Consider the following 19,926-nt stretch of genomic DNA (forward strand, 5'->3'; position numbering starts at 1 on the left):
CACACTATCGAGTTCTCAAAGAACACACACCCACCAACACCACCCCAACAAGAGGCGCTCTTCGGCAAGCTTTGTTCGTTTTGGAATGTCCACTCCGTGTCCGGAGCAACTTTTCCAGAGTACCAGAGCCAATCTTCGGAGCGCAACTTGCGGTTGCACGTCCAGCCGAGTGAATCTGGACCCGATGCAGCGGCCAAGATTGCGCAAGGCTCTCCTGGACAACAACTTCGGGGCGGCCAGTGCGTAAACCCGGTTTCCCTTCCCCTCCCAGTCCCTCTCGGGTCTGTCCGGGGCGGCGCCGTGGTCGCTCTGACTCGAAGAAAGTTACGCAACCGCTCCGCCAGGGTCAAATCGCCTGTTCGCGCTCAAGTGGATCTGTCGAACCCGCAGGTCAAGGCATTTCGATCGTGCGGCAGCCGTGCATATTTCGCGGATTGGGACGGTCGTGCACAACTGTGACGTGCGCCATGAAACGTCCTCCGACGGCCCGGCGACTGCCTCTCCGAAGGGACAGTGAAGCGACCCCGCCGACCCCCGCTTGCGGATCGCGGCCCCTCCCCCGTTCTCCCGTCCCTGGCGCCGCGGCGGGCTCTTGCCCGGGCGCGCCGTATCCGTGGCCGGAGATCGACGTCTATGCGCGCATCGCACTGTCCGCCAATGTATCTCGGTCCTCAAACCATTCGTTTTGCGATCATTGTCGACCAGTGGGCCGGCCTCGACCTGCCCGATCGGCTGACATCGCTCGGGCGTCGAAACCCCAGGGAAGCTCGAGGCGGTGTGCCGACAGCGTGGTCTCGTCGGCGAGTACCTGGTGGATGGGACCGTCGACCACCACCCGACCGGCGTCGACGATGATCGCCCGATCACACAACTGCGCTGCGTAGGGCAGGTCGTGTGTCACCACCAGCATCGTCGTCTCGATCCCCAGCAGGGTCTCGGCGAGCTCACGTCGGGCCACCGGATCCAGATTCGCCGAGGGTTCGTCGAGCACGAGAATGTCAGGGCGACAGGCCAACACGGTGGCCAATGCACCGCGGCGCCGCTGCCCACCGGACAGATGATGCGGGCTACGCTCGGCCTGATCGGCCATCCCGACCGTCGCCAATGCATCGGCCACGCGTCGGGTCAGCTCCGCCCCGGCGACGCCGAAGTTCGCCGGGCCGAAGGCCACGTCCTCGGCCAACGTGGGCATGAAGAGCTGATCGTCCGGGTCCTGGAACACCAGCCCGACCTGTCGGCGGACCTGCCGCAGGGTCTTCTTGCCGATCTGGGTTCCGTTGATCCTCACCTCGCCGGACGTCGCACGAAGAACACCGTTGAGATGCAGCATGAGGGTGGTCTTGCCCGCGCCGTTGGGCCCCAGCAGTGCGACGCGCTCACCTGCGGTGATGGTGAGGTCGACTCCATCGAGGGCGACGTGACCGTCCGGATAGACGAAGCGCACTCCCCGGGCCTCGACCGCGGCCGGTAGACGGTCATCGATCATCGTGTCCCCCAAGCGGTTGCGGCCACCACCACGGCAAGCACCGCCGGAGCCAGCACCACCGCCCACCGAGACCCGACGGCGCGGGGGGCCGTTCCGATGCCCGGCGTCTCCGGTACGACACCGGTGAAGCCACGCGACATCATCGCCAGATGCACCCGCTCACCACGCTCGTAGGACCGCAGGAACAGGGAACCCACGCCCTTCGCGATCGCACTGACCTGGTGCAGCATCCGCGGCGAGTCGCCTCTCGCGACCCGAGCGGTGTGCATCCGCCGGATCTGTTCGGACAGCACATCCGCGTAGCGGAGCATCATCACGATCACCGGGGTCACGGTGGCGGGCACGCCGAGACGGGTGAGCGCCAACGGGAGTTCCCGCGCGGGCGTGGTGGCCGCGAAGGTCAGCGACGCCGCCACACCCAGCGTCCCCTTGATCACGATGCCCCACGCTGCGTAGAGCCCCGGAACCGAGAGTGAGAGACCCATGACGTGCACACGCTCGCCGGCTTCCGCGAACGGCAGGAGCACCGCGAGCACCAGGAACGGCGCCTCGATCAGCATGCGTGGCGCGATCCACGTGATCGGAACCCGGGCGAGAGCCCAGATCGCGATCAGCATCCCGGCGTAGACCGCGTACGGAACGAACGACTCGCGCGGTGTCGCCACCACGGCGCCCACGAACAGCACCAGGCAGACGAGTTTGGCCTCGGCGGGAGCGCGATGGACCGGCGAGCGCCCCGCCCGGTAGAGCGGTTGTGCATTCGGGCCACCCACGCGTATCAGACCTCGTTCGCCGTCTCGCCCGACGATCGCGCCGAACGTCGGGCGATCAGTAGCCAGAACAGTCCGACGGCCACGGCCAACGTGACCACGACTCCGACCACGCCGGCGATCCCGTTGGTGTGCGTACGTCCGTGCAGCGCATAGTCCGCCAGCGGTGACGAGCCGAGCGCGTGATCGGTTGCCTGCTGGGCGATGCAGTCCCCGATCAGTTCCTCGCGGCCGTCGGTGACCACGGTCTGGCAACCGCGCATGGTCGCCGAGTCCAGTCCGTCCGGCGACGAGCTCGCCGCATACGAGAGCACACCGGCGATGATCAGTGCGACGACCCCGAAGACCACGAGGAACAGCCGTCGGCTGACACGGGGGCCGACGTCGGTGTGCGCGCTCATGCCGGCGCCCCCATCCGCTCGTCGTCACGCCGGGCGCTCGGGTGCAGCAGGTGAACGAGATCGGGCCGGACACGCGCCACCGCCATGACGGTGATCGCGGTGATGAGCCCTTCACCGATGCCGATCAGGGCGTGTGTGCCCCAGAGATAGCCCGCAATCGTGGCCAGTGACTGCGTCGCCGCGCCTCCGATTGCGTACTCGATCACGAAACCTGTTGCTGCAGCTACTGTTCCGCACCATGCGGCAACGAACGAAACCGCACCGAGCTGTCGCACAGATGGGCTACGGCCGCACAGCCGATACCCGGCGAGGGCGACGAGATAGCCGACGAACGTCGAGAGCAGAGCCATGTTCGTGATGTTCGCACCCAGCGCGGTGACGCCGCCGTCGGCGAACAGCAACGCCTGCACCACAAGCACGATCGCGATGCACAACGCACCCGTGTACGGACCGACCAGTATCGCGGCCAGCGCCCCTCCGAGCAGATGCCCACTGACGCCGGGCAGGATCGGGAAGTTGATCATCTGGACCGCGAACACGAACGCCGCCACCAGCCCGGCCAAGGGTACGGCCTTCTCGTCCAAATCCACGCGAGTCCGCCACACGCAGTACGCCAAGGCGCCGAATGCGATGACCCCGAACAACATCGAGACGGGCGCGTTGATGATTCCGTCACTCATGTGCATCGCGACGACGCTGCGCTCCGCCTGCGGCGTGGTCATGATCATGAAGCGAACTTAAGGCCGCCGACATCATCTGTCCACTTATTCAGATGTTCGGGTGAGCAGACGGTCCGATGGGACAGGTTCGCACCGCGCCACCTACTGGTGGCCCGCACCCATCCAATGCAGGAGGTCGTGCACGGTGTCGTCGTCGAGGCGGTAACTCACCGATCGACCGACACGTGTCGAACTGACCCACCCCTGGTGGCGCAGCACACGAAGCGCCTGCGACACCGCCGTTTCCGTCCGCCCCACCGCGGTCGCCAGATCACCGACGAAGATGCCCGGATGCCGGTGCAGGACCAGCAGTATCGCCAGACGATGCGGGTCGGACAGCAGGTCGAACCGGGTGGCCCACTCGGCGACGTCGACGTCACCGTCGTCGGCGCCCGTCACCACGTCTCGACCTGGTCGCCCGTGGCCTCGCGTGGGCTCACCCATCGGGTCAGCCGACCCGTTCGATGGCGCCGCCCAGGCTGCGGAGATTCTCGACGAACCGGGGGTACCCGCGGTCGATGTGTTCGACGTCGTGCACCTCTGTGACGCCGTCGGCGACCAACCCGGCCAGAACCAGACCGGCACCGGCCCGGATGTCCGAACACCACACCGGAGCGCTCGAGAGGCGCTCGGATCCGCGCACCACCGCGTGATGGCCGTCGGTGCGCGCGTCGGCACCGAGGCGCACCATCTCCTCCACGAAGCGAAAACGCGCCTCGAAGACGTTCTCCGTGATCACCGACATACCGTCGGCGATCGCGGCCATACCGATCGCCATCGGCTGTAGATCGGTGGGAAAACCCGGGAACGGCAGCGTCGACACATTGACCGCGACCGGGCGGTTCTCCTGGCGCACCCGGAAACCGTCCGTGAAGCGGTCCACCTGCGCACCCGCGTCGACGAGCTTGTTGAGCACCAGCTGCAGATGCTCCGGCACCACCCCGTGCACCGTGACGTCGCCGCGTGTCATCACTGCGGCGATACCCCATGTCGCACCGACGATCCGGTCACCGACCACGCGATGTGTCGTCGGGTGGAGCCGGTCGACGCCGGTGACCGTCAGCGTCGACGTACCGGCACCGTCGATGCGGGCACCCATCTGCTGCAGCATCACGCACAGGTCGACGACCTCCGGTTCACGGGCGGCGTTGTCGATCGTGGTCACCCCGTCGGCGAGAACGGCGGCCATCAGAATGTTCTCGGTGGCGCCCACCGACGGGAACTCCAGAGCGACCGGTGCGCCCACCAGGGTGTCGGCCTCGGCGACCACGCAGCCGTGCTCGATGGAACTGTGCGCACCGAGCGCCCGCAGCCCCGCCTGATGCATGTCCAGCGGCCTCGAACCGATCGCGTCACCGCCCGGCAGCGCGACGACCGCGCGATGGCATCGGGCCATCAGGGGGCCGAGCACACACACGGACGCCCGGAACTGCTTCACCGCGTCGAAGTCGGCGTGATACTTCGGCTCTGCCGGGGCATCGATCTCCACGGTGTCGTGGTCGATCCGCACCACCGCACCGAGTCCACGGAGCACATCGGCCATCAGAGGGACATCGGCGATCTCCGGCGAATTCGTCAACCGTGTGGTGCCCTCGGCCAACAGTGCCGCCGCCATCAGTTTCAGCACACTGTTCTTGGCTCCGCCGACAGCCACTTCCCCGGACAGCCGTGCTCCTCCGGACACCAGAAACCGATCGCTCACGCTGCCACCTTAGCGGTCACCGGTACGACGGCGATCGGCGCGACCACGCTCGGATGCGGCCGGACGCGGCCGGTCGCCGCCCGGGACCCACTTCACGTCGCCCTCACCACTCGGTGGGCGATTGGCGACGCGGGACAGGACGAACAACAGATCCGACAGCCGGTTCAGATAGCGGGCAGGCAGGACGCTGGTGTCGTCGGGGCCGGCGGCCACCGCCGCCCACGCCGACCTCTCGGCCCGGCGGGTGACGGTCCGCGCATGATGCAGCAACGCACTCGACGGACTGCCGCCGGGCAACACGAAGGAGTCGAGTGCGGGGAGGTCGGCGCCGAAGCCGTCGCACCACGTCTCCAGGGCGTCGATGTAGTCCTGTTCGATACGCAGCGGTGGGTACTGCGGGTCGTCGACGACCGGCGTCGACAGGTCGGCACCGGCGTCGAACAGGTCGTTCTGCACGGTCCTGAGCACCTCGGCCACATCGTCGGGGACGTCACCCAGCGCCAGCACCATGCCGATCGCGGCATTGGCCTCGTCGCAGTCCGCGTACGCGACCACTCGCACATCGGTCTTGGCCACCCGGGAGAAGTCGCTCAATCCGGTGGTCCCGTCGTCGCCGGTGCGCGTGTAGATCCGAGTCAGATGTACGGCCATGCCGTCGAATCTACTGCCCGACCCCGCACACCCCGAACTCCTGGCGCGACGATGCGGTCACGCACTGCGCCGACGTTGCGAACGCCGCGACTGTCGCGACTCGAGCCACGACTGGAAGGCGGTGTCCGCGCCGGGGGCCATCGCCAGCTCGAATGCACGACCTGCTTCGTCGGCACCGGGCTCGAGTTCGAGGATGACCATGCCGTCGAGGATGTCGGCCTCGGACCCCTCGGCTCGGCGACGCCGACTGATCTCGATGGACTGCCGCACCAATGTGCGGGTGGGACCGGGCCGTAGGGAACTGAGTCGGTAGTACCGGAGGGTGTCGTCGCCGTAGTGCACCGTGCCGTGCCGCCAGCCTTCGTCGGCGGCCGCGGGCAGTTCGCGGAGCAGCACCGGGGTGCCCGCACTGCGGAGCTGACCGAGCCGGTACGCCAACAATGCACACACGGCGACCGCCACGATCAGGAGCACGCCCAACACAACCACGATCGATGACACCAGGCGCACACCTCCACGACGCCCGCGCGACGGGGCTGCGGACCGGCATGTGGACCATTCACACACACCGGCGAAGGAGTCGAACGACTCCATGCGCGGACGTTCGACTCCCAGCATGCCAGACAGACGACGACGGCCGGGCATCGCTGTGTGCGATACCCGGCCGTCGTGGCGATGTGATCTAGTTGCCGGCGTGCTCCGCGGCCGCGAGACGTGAATGAGCACGGTTGTACTCGTCACTTCCCGGCTCCGCCGATTCGAGCGCGGCACGCTCGGCGGTCGCGTCGATGCCGTCCGCCCACTGCGCCGACTCGGCGAGCACAGTCACCGATTCGCCGGTCACGGACAGGAATCCGCCCTGGACCGCGGCGCTGCGCCGGGTGCCGTCGGTCTCGACGATCACCACGAAGCCACCCGGGACCAGTTGTCCGAGCAACGGCTCGTGGTTGGCCAGCACACCGAGTTCACCAACCGTGGTCTGGGCGATCACGAAGGTGGCCTCACCGGTGTACAGCTCCTCGTCGGCGGCGACGATCTCGACTCGGAAGGACTTCTCTGCCATGGTGATCCGCTACTTTCCGGCGATCTTGGCAGCTGCGGCCTCCACGTCGTCGAGACCGCCGCAGCTGTTGAACGCCTGCTCCGGCAGGTGATCGAACTCACCCTTGCAGACACGGTCGAACGCCTCGATGGTGTCGGCGAGCGGCACGACCGAGCCCTTCTGTCCGGTGAACTTCTCGGCGACGAGGAAGTTCTGACCGAGGAACTTCTGGATACGGCGAGCACGCTGCACCGTGACCTTGTCCTCTTCGGACAGCTCGTCCATACCGAGGATCGCGATGATGTCCTGGAGTTCCTTGTACTTCTGCAGGATTCGCTTGACCTCGTTGGCGACGCGGAAGTGCTCGTCACCGACGATCGAGGCCTCGAGGATTCGCGAGGTCGACGTCAGCGGATCCACGGCCGGGTAGATACCCAGCTGCGAGATCGGACGCGAGAGCTCGGTGGTCGCGTCGAGGTGCGCGAAGGTGGTGGCCGGCGCCGGGTCGGTGTAGTCGTCGGCAGGCACGTAGATCGCCTGCAGCGAGGTGATCGACCGGCCCTTGGTCGAGGTGATGCGCTCCTGGAGCTCACCCATCTCGTCGGCCAGGGTCGGCTGGTAACCGACGGCAGACGGCATACGGCCGAGCAGCGTCGAGACCTCCGAACCGGCCTGGGTGAACCGGAAGATGTTGTCGATGAACAGCAGCACGTCCTGGTGCTTCACATCGCGGAAGTACTCCGCCATGGTCAGCGCCGACAACGCCACGCGCATACGCGTGCCCGGCGGCTCGTCCATCTGGCCGAACACCAACGCGGTGTCCTGGAGGACGCCCATCTCCTCCATCTCGAGGTGGAGGTCGGTGCCCTCACGAGTGCGCTCACCGACGCCCGCGAAGACCGAGGTGCCGGAGAACTCACGCGCGATACGGGTGATCATCTCCTGGATCAGAACGGTCTTGCCCACACCGGCACCACCGAACAGACCGATCTTGCCGCCCTTGACGTACGGGGTCAGCAGGTCGATGACCTTGATGCCGGTCTCCAGGATCTCGGTCTTGCCCTCGAGCTCGTCGAAGGCCGGCGGCTTGCGGTGGATGCCCCACTGCTCGCCGTCACGTCCGGTGCCCGGTGCATCCAGGCAGTCGCCCAGGGCGTTGAACACGTGGCCCTTGACGACGTCGCCGACGGGCACCGAGATCGGGCGACCGGTGTCGACGACGGTCTCGCCGCGCACCAGGCCGTCGGTGGGCTGCATGGAGATGGTGCGCACCAGGTTGTCACCGAGGTGCTGCGCGACCTCCAGGGTCAGCGTCTTGGCCACCGCTGCGAGAGTGACCTCCGCGTGCAGGGCATTGAAAAGGTCTGGGATGGAGCCGCGCGGGAACTCGACGTCGACCACGGGGCCGATGATCCGGACGACGCGGCCGTGTGCCGAACCAGCAGAGCTGGTCGCACTCTCGGTTACTGCTGCAGTCATGGTGCTTGGGTCACTTCCTCTTTGGGTCGATAGGTCAGTTGGCCAGGGCGCTCGAACCGCCGACGATCTCGCTGATCTCCTGGGTGATCTGCGCCTGGCGGAGCTTGTTGGCCTCGCGCGACAGCGAGGTCGCCAGCTCCTCTGCGTTGTCGGTCGCGGACTTCATGGCGGTACGGCGGGCTGCCGACTCCGACGCCGCCGAGTCGAGCAGCGCGGCGTAGACCCGGGTTGCCAGGTACTTCGGCAACAGCGCGTCCAACAGCGCCTCGGCACCGGGCTCGAACGAATAGTTCCGCGAGGCGTGGTGGATCTCCGCTTCCTCGGGATCGTCGGCCTCGGTCACCACCAGCGGAGCGATCCGTCGCACCTCGGGCACCTGGGTGAGCATCGTGACGAACTTGGTGTACACCAGGTGCAGTTCGTCGACGCCCTCGAGAGTGCCCTCGCCGTCGGGCCGTTCCACCTGCGCACCGGACCCGGTGACGAACAGATCGACCAGGAAGTCGGTGGCCACCCCGGCGTCGCTGTACTCGGGCGACTCGGAGAAGCCGGTCCACGAGTCGGCGACCTCGGCGCTACGGAACGTGAAGTAGGCCACGCCCTTGCGACCCGTCACGAACAACACGGGCTCTTTGCCCTCTTCCCGCAGCAGCGAGATGAGTTCGCGCGTCGCCCGCAGCACGTTGGCGTTGTAGCCGCCGCACATGCCGCGATCGCTGGTCACCACGAGAATCCCTGCACGACGAGGCTTCTCACGCTCGACGAGCAGCGGGTGCTCGAGCGAACCTGCGTTGCTCGCCAGTTCCGAGAGCACCTCGGTCATCTCGTGCGCATAAGGCTTCGCCGCCGCCACCCGGGCCTGTGCCTTGGTGATCCGCGAGGTCGCGATGAGCTCCTGCGCCTTGGTGATCTTCTTCGTCGAATTCACCGACCGGATGCGTGAGCGCAGCTCACGAATGCTGGCCATCGGCGATCACCCCTTTCTCTTCGGACGAATGTCGGACGACGCGATCACGACTTGCGAACCGTAATCTGCTCGTGCTCGACGTCCTCGGAGTCCATGGCCTTGGCCTCGGCCTCGTTCACGACGCGCTTGCCGTCGTGGGTGAGGTAGCTGTTCTTGAACTTGTTGGTCTCGGTGACCAGTGCCTCGGCCTGATCGTCGCCGAGCGCCTTGCCGCCGGCGATCGCGTCGTAGACGCCCTTGGCCTCGTGGTGCAGGTGGCTGAGCAGCTGCGACTCGAAGTTGCGGATGTCGTCGACCGGCACCGAGTCGTAGTGACCCTCACCGCACAGGTAGATCGACACGATCTCGTCCTCGACCGAGAACGGGCTGTACTGGTCCTGCTTGAGCATCTCGACCCAGCGGGCTCCGCGCTCGAGCTGCGCCTTCGACGCATCGTCGAGGTCGGAGGCGAACGCCGAGAAGGCTTCCAGCTCACGGAACTGTGCGAGCTCCAGACGCAGCGAGCCGGAGACCTTCTTGAGGCCCTTGGTCTGCGCGGCACCACCGACGCGCGACACCGAGGTACCGACGTTGATGGCGGGGCGGACGCCCTTGTTGAACAGGTCCGACTCCAGGAACACCTGGCCGTCGGTGATGGAGATGACGTTGGTCGGGATGAACGCAGACACGTCGTTGGCCTGGGTTTCGATGATCGGCAGGCCGGTCATCGAACCGCCGCCCATGGCGTCGGACAGCTTCGCACAACGCTCCAGCAGACGGGAGTGCAAGTAGAAGACGTCACCGGGGTATGCCTCGCGGCCCGGCGGACGACGCAGCAGCAGCGAGATGGCGCGGTAGGCCTCGGCCTGCTTGGTCAGGTCGTCGAACACGATCAGGACGTGCTTGCCGGAGTACATCCAGTGCTGGCCGATGGCCGAACCGGTGTAGGGGGCGAGCCACTTGAAGCCGGCCGAATCCGAAGCCGGGGCCGCGACGATGGTGGTGTACTCCATCGCGCCGGCCTCTTCGAGAGCGGTCTTGACGCCCGCGATGGTCGAGCCCTTCTGGCCGATCGCGACGTAGATGCAGCGGACCTGCTTGTCCGGGTCGCCGGAATCCCAGTTGGCCTTCTGGTTCAGGATCGCGTCGATGCAGACCGCGGTCTTGCCGGTCTTGCGGTCGCCGATGACGAGCTGGCGCTGGCCACGGCCGATGGCGGTCATGGCGTCGATGGCCTTGATACCGGTGGCCAACGACTCCTCGACCGGCTGGCGCTCGAGCACCGAGGCGGCCTGCAGCTCGAGGACGCGCTGGTCCTCGGCCTCGATGTCGCCGAGTCCGTCGATCGGAGCACCCAGCGGGTCGACGACGCGGCCCAGGAACTTGTCGCCCACGGGGACCGAGAGGACCTCGCCGGTACGGCTGACCTGCTGGCCCTCTTCCAGCGACTCGTAGTCACCGAGGATGACGGCGCCGATCTCGTCTTCGTCCAGGTTCAGGGCGACTCCGAGCACGCCGTTCTCGAACTTCAGCAGCTCGTTGGCCATTGCGCCGGGCAGTCCGCTGACGTGGGCGATACCGTCCGATGTGTCGGTGATGATGCCAACCTCGTCGCGGGAGGCATCGGCTTCGAACGACGAGACATACTGCTCGATCGCTCCCTTAATCTCGTCTGGTGAGATCGTCAACTCCGCCATGGGTACTCGTCTTTCTTGATCAATCCGGCTGGTGGTTTGGGTTGTTCGCTCGGGTGTGGCTGGTCGGGATTCTCGGTGATCAGCGCGGCAGGCTCGTGGCCGCCTTCGCCAATCGTGTGGCGACATCCGCCTCGATCTGCTCGTCACCCACACCGATGCGCAGACCACCCAGGATCGCGGGATCGATCTCGGTCTGCACCGAGATCGTCCGGCCGTAGATGGTGCCGAGCACCGACGCGAGTCGTGCCTGCTGGGCGGCGGTCAGTTCGGTGGCCGACACCACGTGCGCGACCGATTCACCCCGACGCGCGGCGGCGAGCTGGGCGAGTTGGTCGACCGCGACATCCGCCGGCTGCCCGTGCAGCAGGACGATGGTGTGCGAGATCAGATACCAGGTGTGAGCGTTCACCTTGTCTCCGACCAACGAGCGGAGCATCTCCACCCGCTTCGCACCGTCGTGCGTGTGATCCGACAGCAGCGAGGCCAGCTGCGGGTTCTGCTCGAGCACCCGAGCCACCGCGAACAGCTGGTTCTCGACCTGCTCGATGGTGCCGTCACGCTCGGCCGAGGTGAGCACGACCAGCGCGTTCTGCCTGCGCAGTCCGGCGGTGAAGTCAGCGCTCGACGACCACCGCTGCTTGACCGCGGCAACCAGGACGTCCACCACGATCGGCGACACCTTGCCGCCGAACAGCGACCGCACGACCTGCTCCTTGCCTGCAGGATTGTCGTCGTCATCGGTGAGCTTCTTGCGCAACACCGGGTTGTCGGCGAGAACACCGATCACCTGGGTGAGCTCCTCACTCGCCGTGCCGAGTGCCGCACTGTCCAGACCGGCGCTCGCCGAATCGAACTCCTGCGCGACGGCGCGCGCCGCCGAACGGCTGCTCGCCCGCATCGAGTGCAGTCCGAGCAGTTCGACATTGGCGGGCACGGTATCCGGCGTCCGGGCCGACATGGCCTCGAGTTCATCGATCACGCGATCGATGCTCTGCGCCTGGGCGGCCGGCTCCGCGAGGTGCGACCGCACCAGTTGACCTGCGTTGTCGACCGCGCTGAGTCCGAGTTCCGAGCGCAGCTGACGAACCAGGTTGGCCCGCAGCAGTTCTCCCTGCGAACGTCCGTGTTCGGTGATCCGGTTGACCTCCGAGTCGGCCTGCGCGCGGATGTCGGCGGTGATCCCCTCGGCGTCCTTGACCGCACCACGGTGCAGTTCCTCGGCCTCGGTCTTCGCGTTCGTCAGCGCACGCTCATGCGCTGCCTTGGCGTCGGCGAGCTGGGCCTTGGCGGTGTCACTGTCGACGATCTGCTGTCCGATCGTGTCCTGCTGCTTCACCACTGCGCGCTTGAGCGGCGGTAGCACGAAGCGCCAGAACAGAAGCGCGAGGACAGCGAAGCCGATGAGCTGTCCGATGAAGATGTCCACTGTTAGTTCACCGTCTCCGTCTGCTCGGCCTTTGCGGCCTTGACATCATTTCCCAACACCCGGCCGGCCAGGGTCTGCGCCAACCGGTCGACGTCGCGTCGTGCCGTCTCCAGCGCGGAATCGGCCTCGACCTTGAGTGCCTTGCTGTTCTCCGCGAGCGCGGAGTCCGCCTCATCGGTCGCCCGGCGCTTGGCCGCGGCCAACTCCTCGTTGGCCTTGGCGCGTGCCTCGTCCCGAATACCGGTCGCATCCCCCCGGGCGTCCTTCATGGCGGCCCGGTACTCGGTGTCGGCGTCCTCGTAGCTCGCCGCAGCCGCCCGGTTGTCCTCGGCAGTCTGCGCGACCCGCGCGTTGCGCTCGTCGAGCACCTTCACGATCGGTGGGACGACCATGGTCCGGATGACGATGAGCACGATCACGAAGATCAACAGGCACGCGAAGAACGTACCGTTGGGGATGAGAAAGTTCTCTGCGGCGAGATTCATGTTGCGTGGGTTCCCTTGCGGTCCTTACGAATCCGGTTGGCGTCCGTGATCAGGACTGGCCGGAGATCGGCGTGGCGAACACGAACAGCGCCATGAACGCCAGGTTGATGAAGTACGCAGCCTCGACCAGACCGACGGTGATGAAGAACGGGGTGAAGAGGCGACCCTGCGCCTCCGGCTGCCGTGCGATACCAGCGATCAGCTGAGAACCCGCGATACCGTCACCGATACCGGCACCGATCGCGCCGCCGCCCATGATGAGGCCGCCACCGATCAACGCGCCCAGACCAATCAGATTGGGATCCATTGAGAGATTTCCTTTCGGGTGAAACTGACAATTTCGCGTTGTCAGGTCTTACGGGCCCGGCCGGCGGCGCCGACCAGGGTTCGTACTAGTGGTGGTCTTCCTCCAGCTCCATCGACTGACTGAAGTAGAGGATCGTCAGGAGGGCGAAGATGAACGCCTGGATCAGACCGACGAACAGGTCGAAGGACTTCCACAGGGCGTTGGGCGCCCACAAGATGTATGCCGGGAACAGCGCGATGACCGCGAGCATGGTTCCACCGGCGAACATGTTGCCGAAAAGTCGGAGAGACAGGGAGACCGGCTTGGCGATCTCCTCGATGATGTTGATCGGCGCAAGACCTGCGGCGTGACCCTTCACGAGCATCTTCATGTGCGTGAACGGTCCGCGTCGGCGTGCACCGGCGAGGTGATACCAGACGAAGACGAACAGCGCGAGGGCGTAGGCGAAGTTGACGTCACTCGACGGCGTCATCAACAGCTCGGTGGTGGAGCCGTCCTCCTTGGCGTACTGCCACGGGATCACGCCGAGCCAGTTGGCGGCGAGGATCAGGGTGAACAGGGTGACGGCCAGGGGCAACACGAACGGCGCGACGCGCATGCCGATCGAGCTCTCGATCTGCTGACGCATCTGGACGGTCAGCACCTCGAAGTACAGCTGCACCGAGTTGGGCTTGCCGGAGGTGACCTTCCACCGCACGACGAACGCCAGCGCGATCACGACGACCGCGGCGATGGCGGTGGCGACGATCGTGTCGACGTTCCAGGTCATGCCCAGGAACTCGGCCGTCCGATGGTGGCCGACCTCGATCTGGGCCTCGGCCAGATAAGACGTTGCGGTCATGGCTGCTTACGAAGTCCTTTCATCACCGGAATCACCGTGTTGAGGACCAGGATCACCTGGCCGATGGCAAGTCCGAACAGCGCGCCCAACCCGTCGGGCCGGACCAGGAACGCCGCGACCAACGCCAACACGGTGATGGCGCCGAGTCGGTAGGCGGAATTGACGGCGAGAGCTTGCTTACGCGGGTGCTCCTGCGCGGCCACGACCTCGACCGCGCGACGCACCAGGATGGTGTTGACGAAAATCCCCACCGTGCCGGCCACGAAGAAGACCGCGAACCACACGTGGCCGATCGCGATGCACAGGGCGAACACCGCCACGACGACCACCGCCGCGATGATCCCGGGACGTCGCAGACCGGTGGGTGCCGCGGGGTAATAGACCGTCGAGTCAGGTGCAGATGTGGTCATGCGCCTCTCCTCAACTAAAGCCCTGGCCCATCGGGCACAGGGTATCGAGCGTGCGATCGGCGAATCGAATCGCCGGACGTAAGCTCTGGTTTTCTGTGACACTACCAACACTCGCACCCGTACCAACCGGGGGGTATGCACGCAGCGAGGCGGGAGGGGTGTCAATGCCGTGCGAGTCGTGTCATCCGGATGACCGATGACCTCGTTCGCGCCGACGTCGACCTACTACGGGGGATAGTACACGGGTTTTTACCATCGCCTTACCCGGGGTCGCCCTCCCCGCCGCAATCAGGTGCGGTGAGCCAGCGAATCGGACGACTCGGGGCCGTCCGCATGCCCTCGGGTGCGCATCCCCGCCAGCCGACGCTGCAGACGCGGGGCCATCGTAGCGAGCAGGGCGATGATCAGACCGGCCCCGAACATCGGGGCGACCACCGACACCGGGAACAGCGTACTGGCCGCCGCGGAGAACGCGAGCACACCGACCCAGAGGTAGATGATGAGCGCGACCCTGCGCTGCGAGTGTCCGAGCTCGAGCAGCCGATGATGCAGGTGCATCTTGTCCGGCGTGTAGAAACCCACGCCTGCGCGTGTCCGGCGGATGACGGCCATCAGCATGTCGAGCATCGGCACGAACACCACCGCAGCGACCAGGATCAACGGCGACAGCAGGGTGAAGACGTCCGCAGGCCCGTAGGCATTGATCGCGATGCGGCCGGACGCACTCGTCGACGCGGCCGCCAGCATCAGCCCGATGAGCATCGCACCCGAGTCACCCATGAAGATGCGCGCCGGGGAGAAGTTGTGCGGCAGGAATCCCAGACAGGCGCCGGCGAGGGCGGTCGAGATGAGCGCCGGCGGGTAATAGCTGACATCGCCACCCTGATCATGGAGCAGCCCGAGGGAGAACATGCAGATCGCCGCCGCTGCTATCAGTCCCAGTCCGGCCGCCAGACCGTCGAGACCGTCGACGAAGTTGATCGCGTTGATGGTGGCCACGGTGATGGCCACTGTCAGCAGTCCCGCCTGCAGGGGGTCGAGGACCACGGTGCCGATGTCGGCGAACGGCACGTAGAGCAGGTACCAACTGACGCCCAGGATGACCAGCACACCGGCGGCGGTGAGCTGCCCGACGAACTTGGTCAGCGCATCCAGACCCCACCGGTCGTCGATGACCCCGACGATGACGATGACGGCACCGGCGACGATCACCGCTCCCATGTCGCTGGTGTAGGCGAATCCGCGGGTCAACGCCGGGAGGTTGGCCGCGAGCGCGATCGCCGCGACCACGCCGGCGAACATTCCGAGCCCACCCAGACGCGGGGTCGGGATCACATGGACGTCGCGAACGCGCGGCACCGCGACGGCTCCGATGCGGATCGCGAAGACCCGGACGAGTGAGGTGAGCAGATAGGTGACCGCCGCAGCCGTCAAACCCACCAGGGCGAGTTCGCGCAGCGGCACACCCGCACCGCCGCTGTCGGCTGCCGCCCACACGGCCGTCCCCGGGTCGGTGAGACCGGCACCCAGGGCCAGGCCGGGTACCCCGGCAGCGGTTTCGAACACCAGCACAACGCTACCTGTCGAGCAGGTCGGCGATTCGGGCGCGGATCCCGGCGTGTTGTGCCGCGCCCACCGGCTCGCGCAGGGCCCGCATCATCGCATCGGCGATCACCGGGGCGTCGTCCACACCGAGACCGGCGAGCACCGACGACGAGGTCCCCACGCGGATCGCGGATCCCGAGGTCACCGGTTCGGAGTCGTAGGGCAGGACGGCCTTGTCGACCACGATGCCCGCAGCCGCCAGACGTCGCTGCGCCTCGATTCCGGTGAGTCCGATGCCGGAGACGTCCACGACGGCCAGGTGCGTATCGGTGCCACCGCTGACGATGCGCAGCCCGCCCTCGACGAGATCGCTGCACAGCCGTTGCGCGAGAGACACCGTCGTCGCGGTGTACTCGGCGAACTCTGCGGTCCCCGACTCCCGCATGCACACCGCCTTGGCGGCGATCGAGTTCATCGACGATCCGCCCTGCACGAACGGGTGGACCGCCTTGCGCAGCGCGGCCCGGTGGGCCTCGCGGGCCAGGATCATCCCGCCCCGCGGGCCTCGCAGGACCTTGTGGGTGGCAAGGGTGACCACGTCGGCGTACGGCACCGGAGACGGTGCCACTCCCCCGGCCACCAGGCCGGCGAGATGTGCGGCGTCGACCCACAAGATGGCATCGGCGTCGTCGGCGATCGCCCGCAATGCGGCGAAATCGATGAAGCGCGAATACGCCGCCCCGCCCGCCACGATGATGCGCGGCCGGTGCACGAGGGCCAGCTCGCGCAGTTCGTCGTAATCGATCCGTTCGTCGGATTCGCGCACGTTGTAGTGGATTCCGGTGAACCAGCGACCGGAGAAGTTCGCACGAGACCCGTGGGTCTGGTGTCCGCCGTGATGCAGGTGCAGCGCCAACACCGGGTCGCCCGGCTGGGCGAACGCCGCGTACACGGCGAGGTTCGCCGCGCTGCCCGACAGCGGCTGTACGTTCACGTCGTCGGCGCCGAACAGCGTCGCCGCGCGGTCCACTGCGAGTTGCTCGATCTCGTCGACGACCTCGCATCCACCGTGGTAGCGCGCGCCCGGATACCCCTCGGCGTACTTGGCACCGAGGTCCGACGCGAGGGCGGCACGCACCGCCGGACTCGCGGGCGTCTCGCTCGCGATCAGCTGAAGAGTGGTGGCCCGACGCTGTGCCTCGCGGGCGATCAGGGCGTCGATCTCGGGATCGGTCGTCGTCTCGGTCACGATCTACGGTGAGGTCAGGGCGTCGACGTCGAGATCGAGAACCTCGGCGATCGCCGCCGTGGACACCGCGCCGGCGCGCAGGATGCGCGGCACCGGAGTGGTCACGTCGACGATGGTGGATGCCTGCGCTGCGGCGGCAGGCCCACCGTCGAGGTAGACCGAGACCGATTCGCCGAGCTGGGCGCGCGCCTCGTCCGCGGTGGTCGACGCCGGCTGACCGGACACGTTGGCGCTCGAGACCGCCATCGGCCCGACCTCGCGGAGCAATTCGATGGCCACCGGATGCAGAGGCATCCGCAACATCACGGTGCCGTCGGCGTCACCGAGATCCCACGACAGCGAGGGGGCCTGCTCCACGACGAGGCTCAATCCGCCGGGCCAGAATGCCTCCACGAGATCGCGTGCTGCCGTGGGCACCGACAACACGAGCCCGTCGATGGTGTGCCAGGAACCCACGAGCACCGGGACAGGCATGTCGCGGCCGCGGCCCTTGGCCGCCAGCAGTGCGGCGACCGCTTCCGGGTCGAACGCATCGCATCCGATGCCGTAGACGGTGTCGGTCGGCAGCACGACGAGCCGCCCGGCCTTCGCCGCCCCGACGGCCGCACGTATGCCTGCCGATCTGGCATCTGGGTCCCCGCAGTCGAATACCGTGCTCACGGCGCCATTCTCCCACGCCCGTCCCTGACGCCGGGAACCCGGCGCGCCGTGACGAATCGGGGCCTGCCGGCCAGGTCCCGGTGCGCCCGCACGTCGGCGAACTCGCCGAGCCCATCGATCGCGGCGACGACCTGCGCGGACGTGGTGTCGTCGTGTTCGACTCCGACGACACCGCCGGGTGCCAGCAGCGACGCCACGATCGGCATCATCGGAACGATCACGGCCATCCCGTCGACACCACCGAACACCGCCTCGGCCGGATCGTGGGCGACCTCCGGCGAGACCTCGGCGTCGAGGGGCACATACGGCGGGTTGGCGACGACGACATCGACGGTGCCGTCGAGGCCCACGGCACTCATCTGCGCCGGGTCGGTCACGTCGGCATCGACGACGGTGATCCGATCGGCGACCGCGTCGGAGGCGGCGACATTGTGCCGCAACCATTCCAGGGCATCGGGGGACCGCTCGACCGCGTACACGCGTGCTGCGGGCACCAGGACCGCCAGCGCGATGGCGAGCGCTCCGCTGCCGCTGCAAAGGTCGACAATGACGGGCTCGACGGTCGTGCGGGTCTGCGCCTGCGCCCATTCGGCGAGGAACTCGGTCTCCGGCCGGGGCACGAACACTCCGGGCCCGACGGCGAGTTCACCCGGACCGAAGGCCGCGGTACCGACGATGTGCTGCAACGGGATTCGCTGCGCACGCTGCTCCACTGCGGCCCGGAATCGGGACCGCTGCACCTCGTCGAGACCGTCGACGAGGACGAGTCTGCCGCGCTCGACGGTCAACGCGTCGGCGAGCAGCCATTCGGCATCGCTGCCCGGTGAGTCGATCCCGGCCAGCGTCAACCGGTCGCGCGCCCAGGACAGCTCGGCATCGACGCGATACAGGTCGGCCGCGCCGCGGGGCCCACTCATCGGATCATTCCGCCTCGAGTCTCGCCTGCCGGTCTGCGGCCACGAGTGCATCGAGCAGGGCGTCCATCTCCCCGTCGAGAACCGCGTCGAGATTGTTCGCCTTGTACCCGATGCGGTGATCGGTGATCCGGTTCTCCGGGAAGTTGTAGGTACGGATGCGCTCGGACCGATCGACGGTGCGGACCTGCGCAGCACGCCCCTCGGCGGCCGCTGCGTCGGCCTCTTCCTCGGCAGCCGACTGCAGCCGCGCCGCGAGCACCTGCATCGCGCGCGCCTTGTTCTGCAGCTGCGAGCGTTCGTTCTGGCACGTCACCACGATCCCGGTGGGCAGATGGGTGAGCCGCACCGCGGAGTCGGTGGTGTTGACACCCTGTCCGCCCTTGCCGGAAGAGCGGTACACGTCGACCCGCAGATCGGATTCGTCGATCTGGATCTGTTCGACTTCCTCGGGCTCGGGGTAGATGAGCACCCCCGCCGCCGAGGTGTGGATCCGGCCCTGGGATTCGGTGACCGGCACCCGCTGCACCCGGTGCACGCCGCCCTCGAATTTCAGTCGTGACCAGACGCCGTCGCGCACTTGCTCTTTCGATTTGATCGAGATGGTGGCCTCTTTGTAGCCACCGAGGTCGGACTCGGTGACGCCGAGCACCTGCGCCTTGAACCCGCGTCGCTCACAGTATTTCAGGTACATCCGCGCGAGATCCGAGGCGAACAGCGCCGATTCCTCGCCACCTGCACCCGATTTGATCTCGAGGACCACGTCGTCGCCGTCATGCGCATCGCGGGGTGCGAGCAGATCCGTCAGCGTCTCCTCGAGTTCGGCGACCAGCGTTTCGAGTGCGGGCACCTCCTCGGCGAAGGTCTCGTCGTCGGCGGCGAGTTCGCGGGCCGCGGCGAGATCGTCGCGCGCCACCTCCAGTCGCCGGTAGGTCGACATGATCGGCGCGAGTTCGGCGAATCGTTTGCCGACGCGCCGGGCGGCGGTGGGGTCGTCGTGCAGCGAGGGATCGGCCAGCTGCGCCTCGAGGCCTGCGTGCTCGGCGAGGATGTCGTCGATCGCCGACGGACTCTGGGTACCCATCTGTACTCACCTCTCGCGGGCGAACCCGCCCACCTCATGCGACAACGACATGGCTCCGGAACGACACGACCCCGAAACGCCCGATATCGGAACGACCCGAAGCGGAAACGAC

The 19,926-nt window shown here is 67.0% G+C and carries 22 protein-coding genes; all 22 read right to left on the minus strand.

Going from position 1 to position 19,926, the window contains the following annotated elements; translation table 11 throughout:
- Positions 1-691: 691 nt before the first annotated feature.
- Entirely contained in the window at positions 692-1,486 is a 795-nt protein-coding gene (locus AAFP35_RS06725) for an energy-coupling factor ABC transporter ATP-binding protein (protein ID WP_419220793.1), read from the minus strand.
- Entirely contained in the window at positions 1,483-2,259 is a 777-nt protein-coding gene (gene cbiQ / locus AAFP35_RS06730) for a cobalt ECF transporter T component CbiQ (protein ID WP_419220794.1), read from the minus strand. The genes AAFP35_RS06725 and cbiQ overlap by 4 nt, the downstream gene beginning before the upstream one ends.
- A gap of 5 nt (positions 2,260-2,264) precedes the next feature.
- Positions 2,265-2,657: a PDGLE domain-containing protein gene (locus AAFP35_RS06735; RefSeq protein ID WP_419220795.1), complete on the minus strand. Its 393-nt coding sequence runs from the start codon at positions 2,655-2,657 to the stop codon at positions 2,265-2,267.
- On the minus strand, positions 2,654-3,385 hold the full coding sequence (locus AAFP35_RS06740) for an energy-coupling factor ABC transporter permease (protein ID WP_419220796.1): 732 nt from the start codon (positions 3,383-3,385) through the stop codon (positions 2,654-2,656). Before AAFP35_RS06740 ends, AAFP35_RS06735 begins: the two co-directional genes overlap by 4 nt.
- 93 nt (positions 3,386-3,478) lie before the next feature.
- Positions 3,479-3,820, minus strand: coding sequence for an ArsR/SmtB family transcription factor (locus AAFP35_RS06745; protein WP_419220797.1), 342 nt, complete (start codon positions 3,818-3,820; stop codon positions 3,479-3,481).
- Positions 3,821-3,824: 4 nt separating this feature from the next.
- On the minus strand, positions 3,825-5,078 hold the full coding sequence (gene murA / locus AAFP35_RS06750) for a UDP-N-acetylglucosamine 1-carboxyvinyltransferase (RefSeq protein ID WP_419220798.1): 1,254 nt from the start codon (positions 5,076-5,078) through the stop codon (positions 3,825-3,827).
- Between the two features lie 9 nt (positions 5,079-5,087).
- Complete coding sequence (locus AAFP35_RS06755) at positions 5,088-5,729, minus strand: cob(I)yrinic acid a,c-diamide adenosyltransferase (RefSeq protein WP_419220799.1); 642 nt, start codon at positions 5,727-5,729, stop codon at positions 5,088-5,090.
- 57 nt (positions 5,730-5,786) lie between these two features.
- Positions 5,787-6,230 carry a DUF2550 domain-containing protein gene (locus AAFP35_RS06760; protein WP_419220800.1) on the minus strand — a complete coding sequence of 148 codons (444 nt, stop codon included), beginning with the start codon at positions 6,228-6,230 and terminating at the stop codon, positions 5,787-5,789.
- A gap of 181 nt (positions 6,231-6,411) precedes the next feature.
- The gene (locus AAFP35_RS06765) at positions 6,412-6,792 is read right to left on the minus strand and encodes a F0F1 ATP synthase subunit epsilon (RefSeq protein WP_419220801.1); all 381 of its coding nucleotides are present in this window, start codon (positions 6,790-6,792) and stop codon (positions 6,412-6,414) included.
- A 9-nt stretch (positions 6,793-6,801) separates the two neighbouring features.
- Positions 6,802-8,250, minus strand: coding sequence for a F0F1 ATP synthase subunit beta (gene atpD, locus AAFP35_RS06770; protein ID WP_419220802.1), 1,449 nt, complete (start codon positions 8,248-8,250; stop codon positions 6,802-6,804).
- A gap of 34 nt (positions 8,251-8,284) precedes the next feature.
- Positions 8,285-9,217, minus strand: a complete 933-nt coding sequence (locus AAFP35_RS06775; protein ID WP_419220803.1) for a F0F1 ATP synthase subunit gamma — start codon at positions 9,215-9,217, stop codon at positions 8,285-8,287.
- A 44-nt stretch (positions 9,218-9,261) separates the two neighbouring features.
- Positions 9,262-10,893, minus strand: coding sequence for a F0F1 ATP synthase subunit alpha (gene atpA / locus AAFP35_RS06780; protein WP_419220804.1), 1,632 nt, complete (start codon positions 10,891-10,893; stop codon positions 9,262-9,264).
- Positions 10,894-10,972: 79 nt separating this feature from the next.
- Entirely contained in the window at positions 10,973-12,319 is a 1,347-nt protein-coding gene (locus AAFP35_RS06785) for a F0F1 ATP synthase subunit B/delta (RefSeq protein ID WP_419220805.1), read from the minus strand.
- Positions 12,320-12,321: 2 nt separating this feature from the next.
- Positions 12,322-12,804, minus strand: a complete 483-nt coding sequence (locus AAFP35_RS06790; RefSeq protein WP_419220806.1) for a F0F1 ATP synthase subunit B — start codon at positions 12,802-12,804, stop codon at positions 12,322-12,324.
- A 49-nt stretch (positions 12,805-12,853) separates the two neighbouring features.
- Positions 12,854-13,111 carry a F0F1 ATP synthase subunit C gene (locus AAFP35_RS06795; RefSeq protein ID WP_419220807.1) on the minus strand — a complete coding sequence of 86 codons (258 nt, stop codon included), beginning with the start codon at positions 13,109-13,111 and terminating at the stop codon, positions 12,854-12,856.
- A gap of 85 nt (positions 13,112-13,196) precedes the next feature.
- Positions 13,197-13,952 (minus strand): F0F1 ATP synthase subunit A, encoded by a 756-nt coding sequence (atpB, locus tag AAFP35_RS06800; protein WP_419220808.1) that lies wholly within the window; start codon positions 13,950-13,952, stop codon positions 13,197-13,199.
- On the minus strand, positions 13,949-14,362 hold the full coding sequence (locus AAFP35_RS06805) for a hypothetical protein (RefSeq protein ID WP_419220809.1): 414 nt from the start codon (positions 14,360-14,362) through the stop codon (positions 13,949-13,951). Before AAFP35_RS06805 ends, atpB begins: the two co-directional genes overlap by 4 nt.
- 288 nt (positions 14,363-14,650) lie before the next feature.
- Positions 14,651-15,892 carry a glycosyltransferase family 4 protein gene (locus AAFP35_RS06810; RefSeq protein WP_419221145.1) on the minus strand — a complete coding sequence of 414 codons (1,242 nt, stop codon included), beginning with the start codon at positions 15,890-15,892 and terminating at the stop codon, positions 14,651-14,653.
- 46 nt (positions 15,893-15,938) lie between these two features.
- Entirely contained in the window at positions 15,939-17,156 is a 1,218-nt protein-coding gene (glyA, locus tag AAFP35_RS06815; protein ID WP_419220810.1) for a serine hydroxymethyltransferase, read from the minus strand.
- Positions 17,157-17,159: 3 nt separating this feature from the next.
- Positions 17,160-17,816 (minus strand): L-threonylcarbamoyladenylate synthase, encoded by a 657-nt coding sequence (locus AAFP35_RS06820; protein ID WP_419220811.1) that lies wholly within the window; start codon positions 17,814-17,816, stop codon positions 17,160-17,162.
- Positions 17,813-18,733 carry a peptide chain release factor N(5)-glutamine methyltransferase gene (gene prmC, locus AAFP35_RS06825; RefSeq protein ID WP_419220812.1) on the minus strand — a complete coding sequence of 307 codons (921 nt, stop codon included), beginning with the start codon at positions 18,731-18,733 and terminating at the stop codon, positions 17,813-17,815. Before prmC ends, AAFP35_RS06820 begins: the two co-directional genes overlap by 4 nt.
- Before the next feature lie 4 nt (positions 18,734-18,737).
- A complete protein-coding gene (gene prfA / locus AAFP35_RS06830; protein ID WP_419220813.1) occupies positions 18,738-19,814 on the minus strand; it encodes a peptide chain release factor 1 in 1,077 nt (358 codons plus the stop codon).
- Between the last annotated feature and the right edge of the window lie 112 nt (positions 19,815-19,926).

It is taken from the genome of Gordonia sp. CPCC 206044, assembly GCF_048537895.1.
In the GTDB taxonomy this organism is placed as follows: Bacteria; Actinomycetota; Actinomycetes; order Mycobacteriales; family Mycobacteriaceae; genus Gordonia.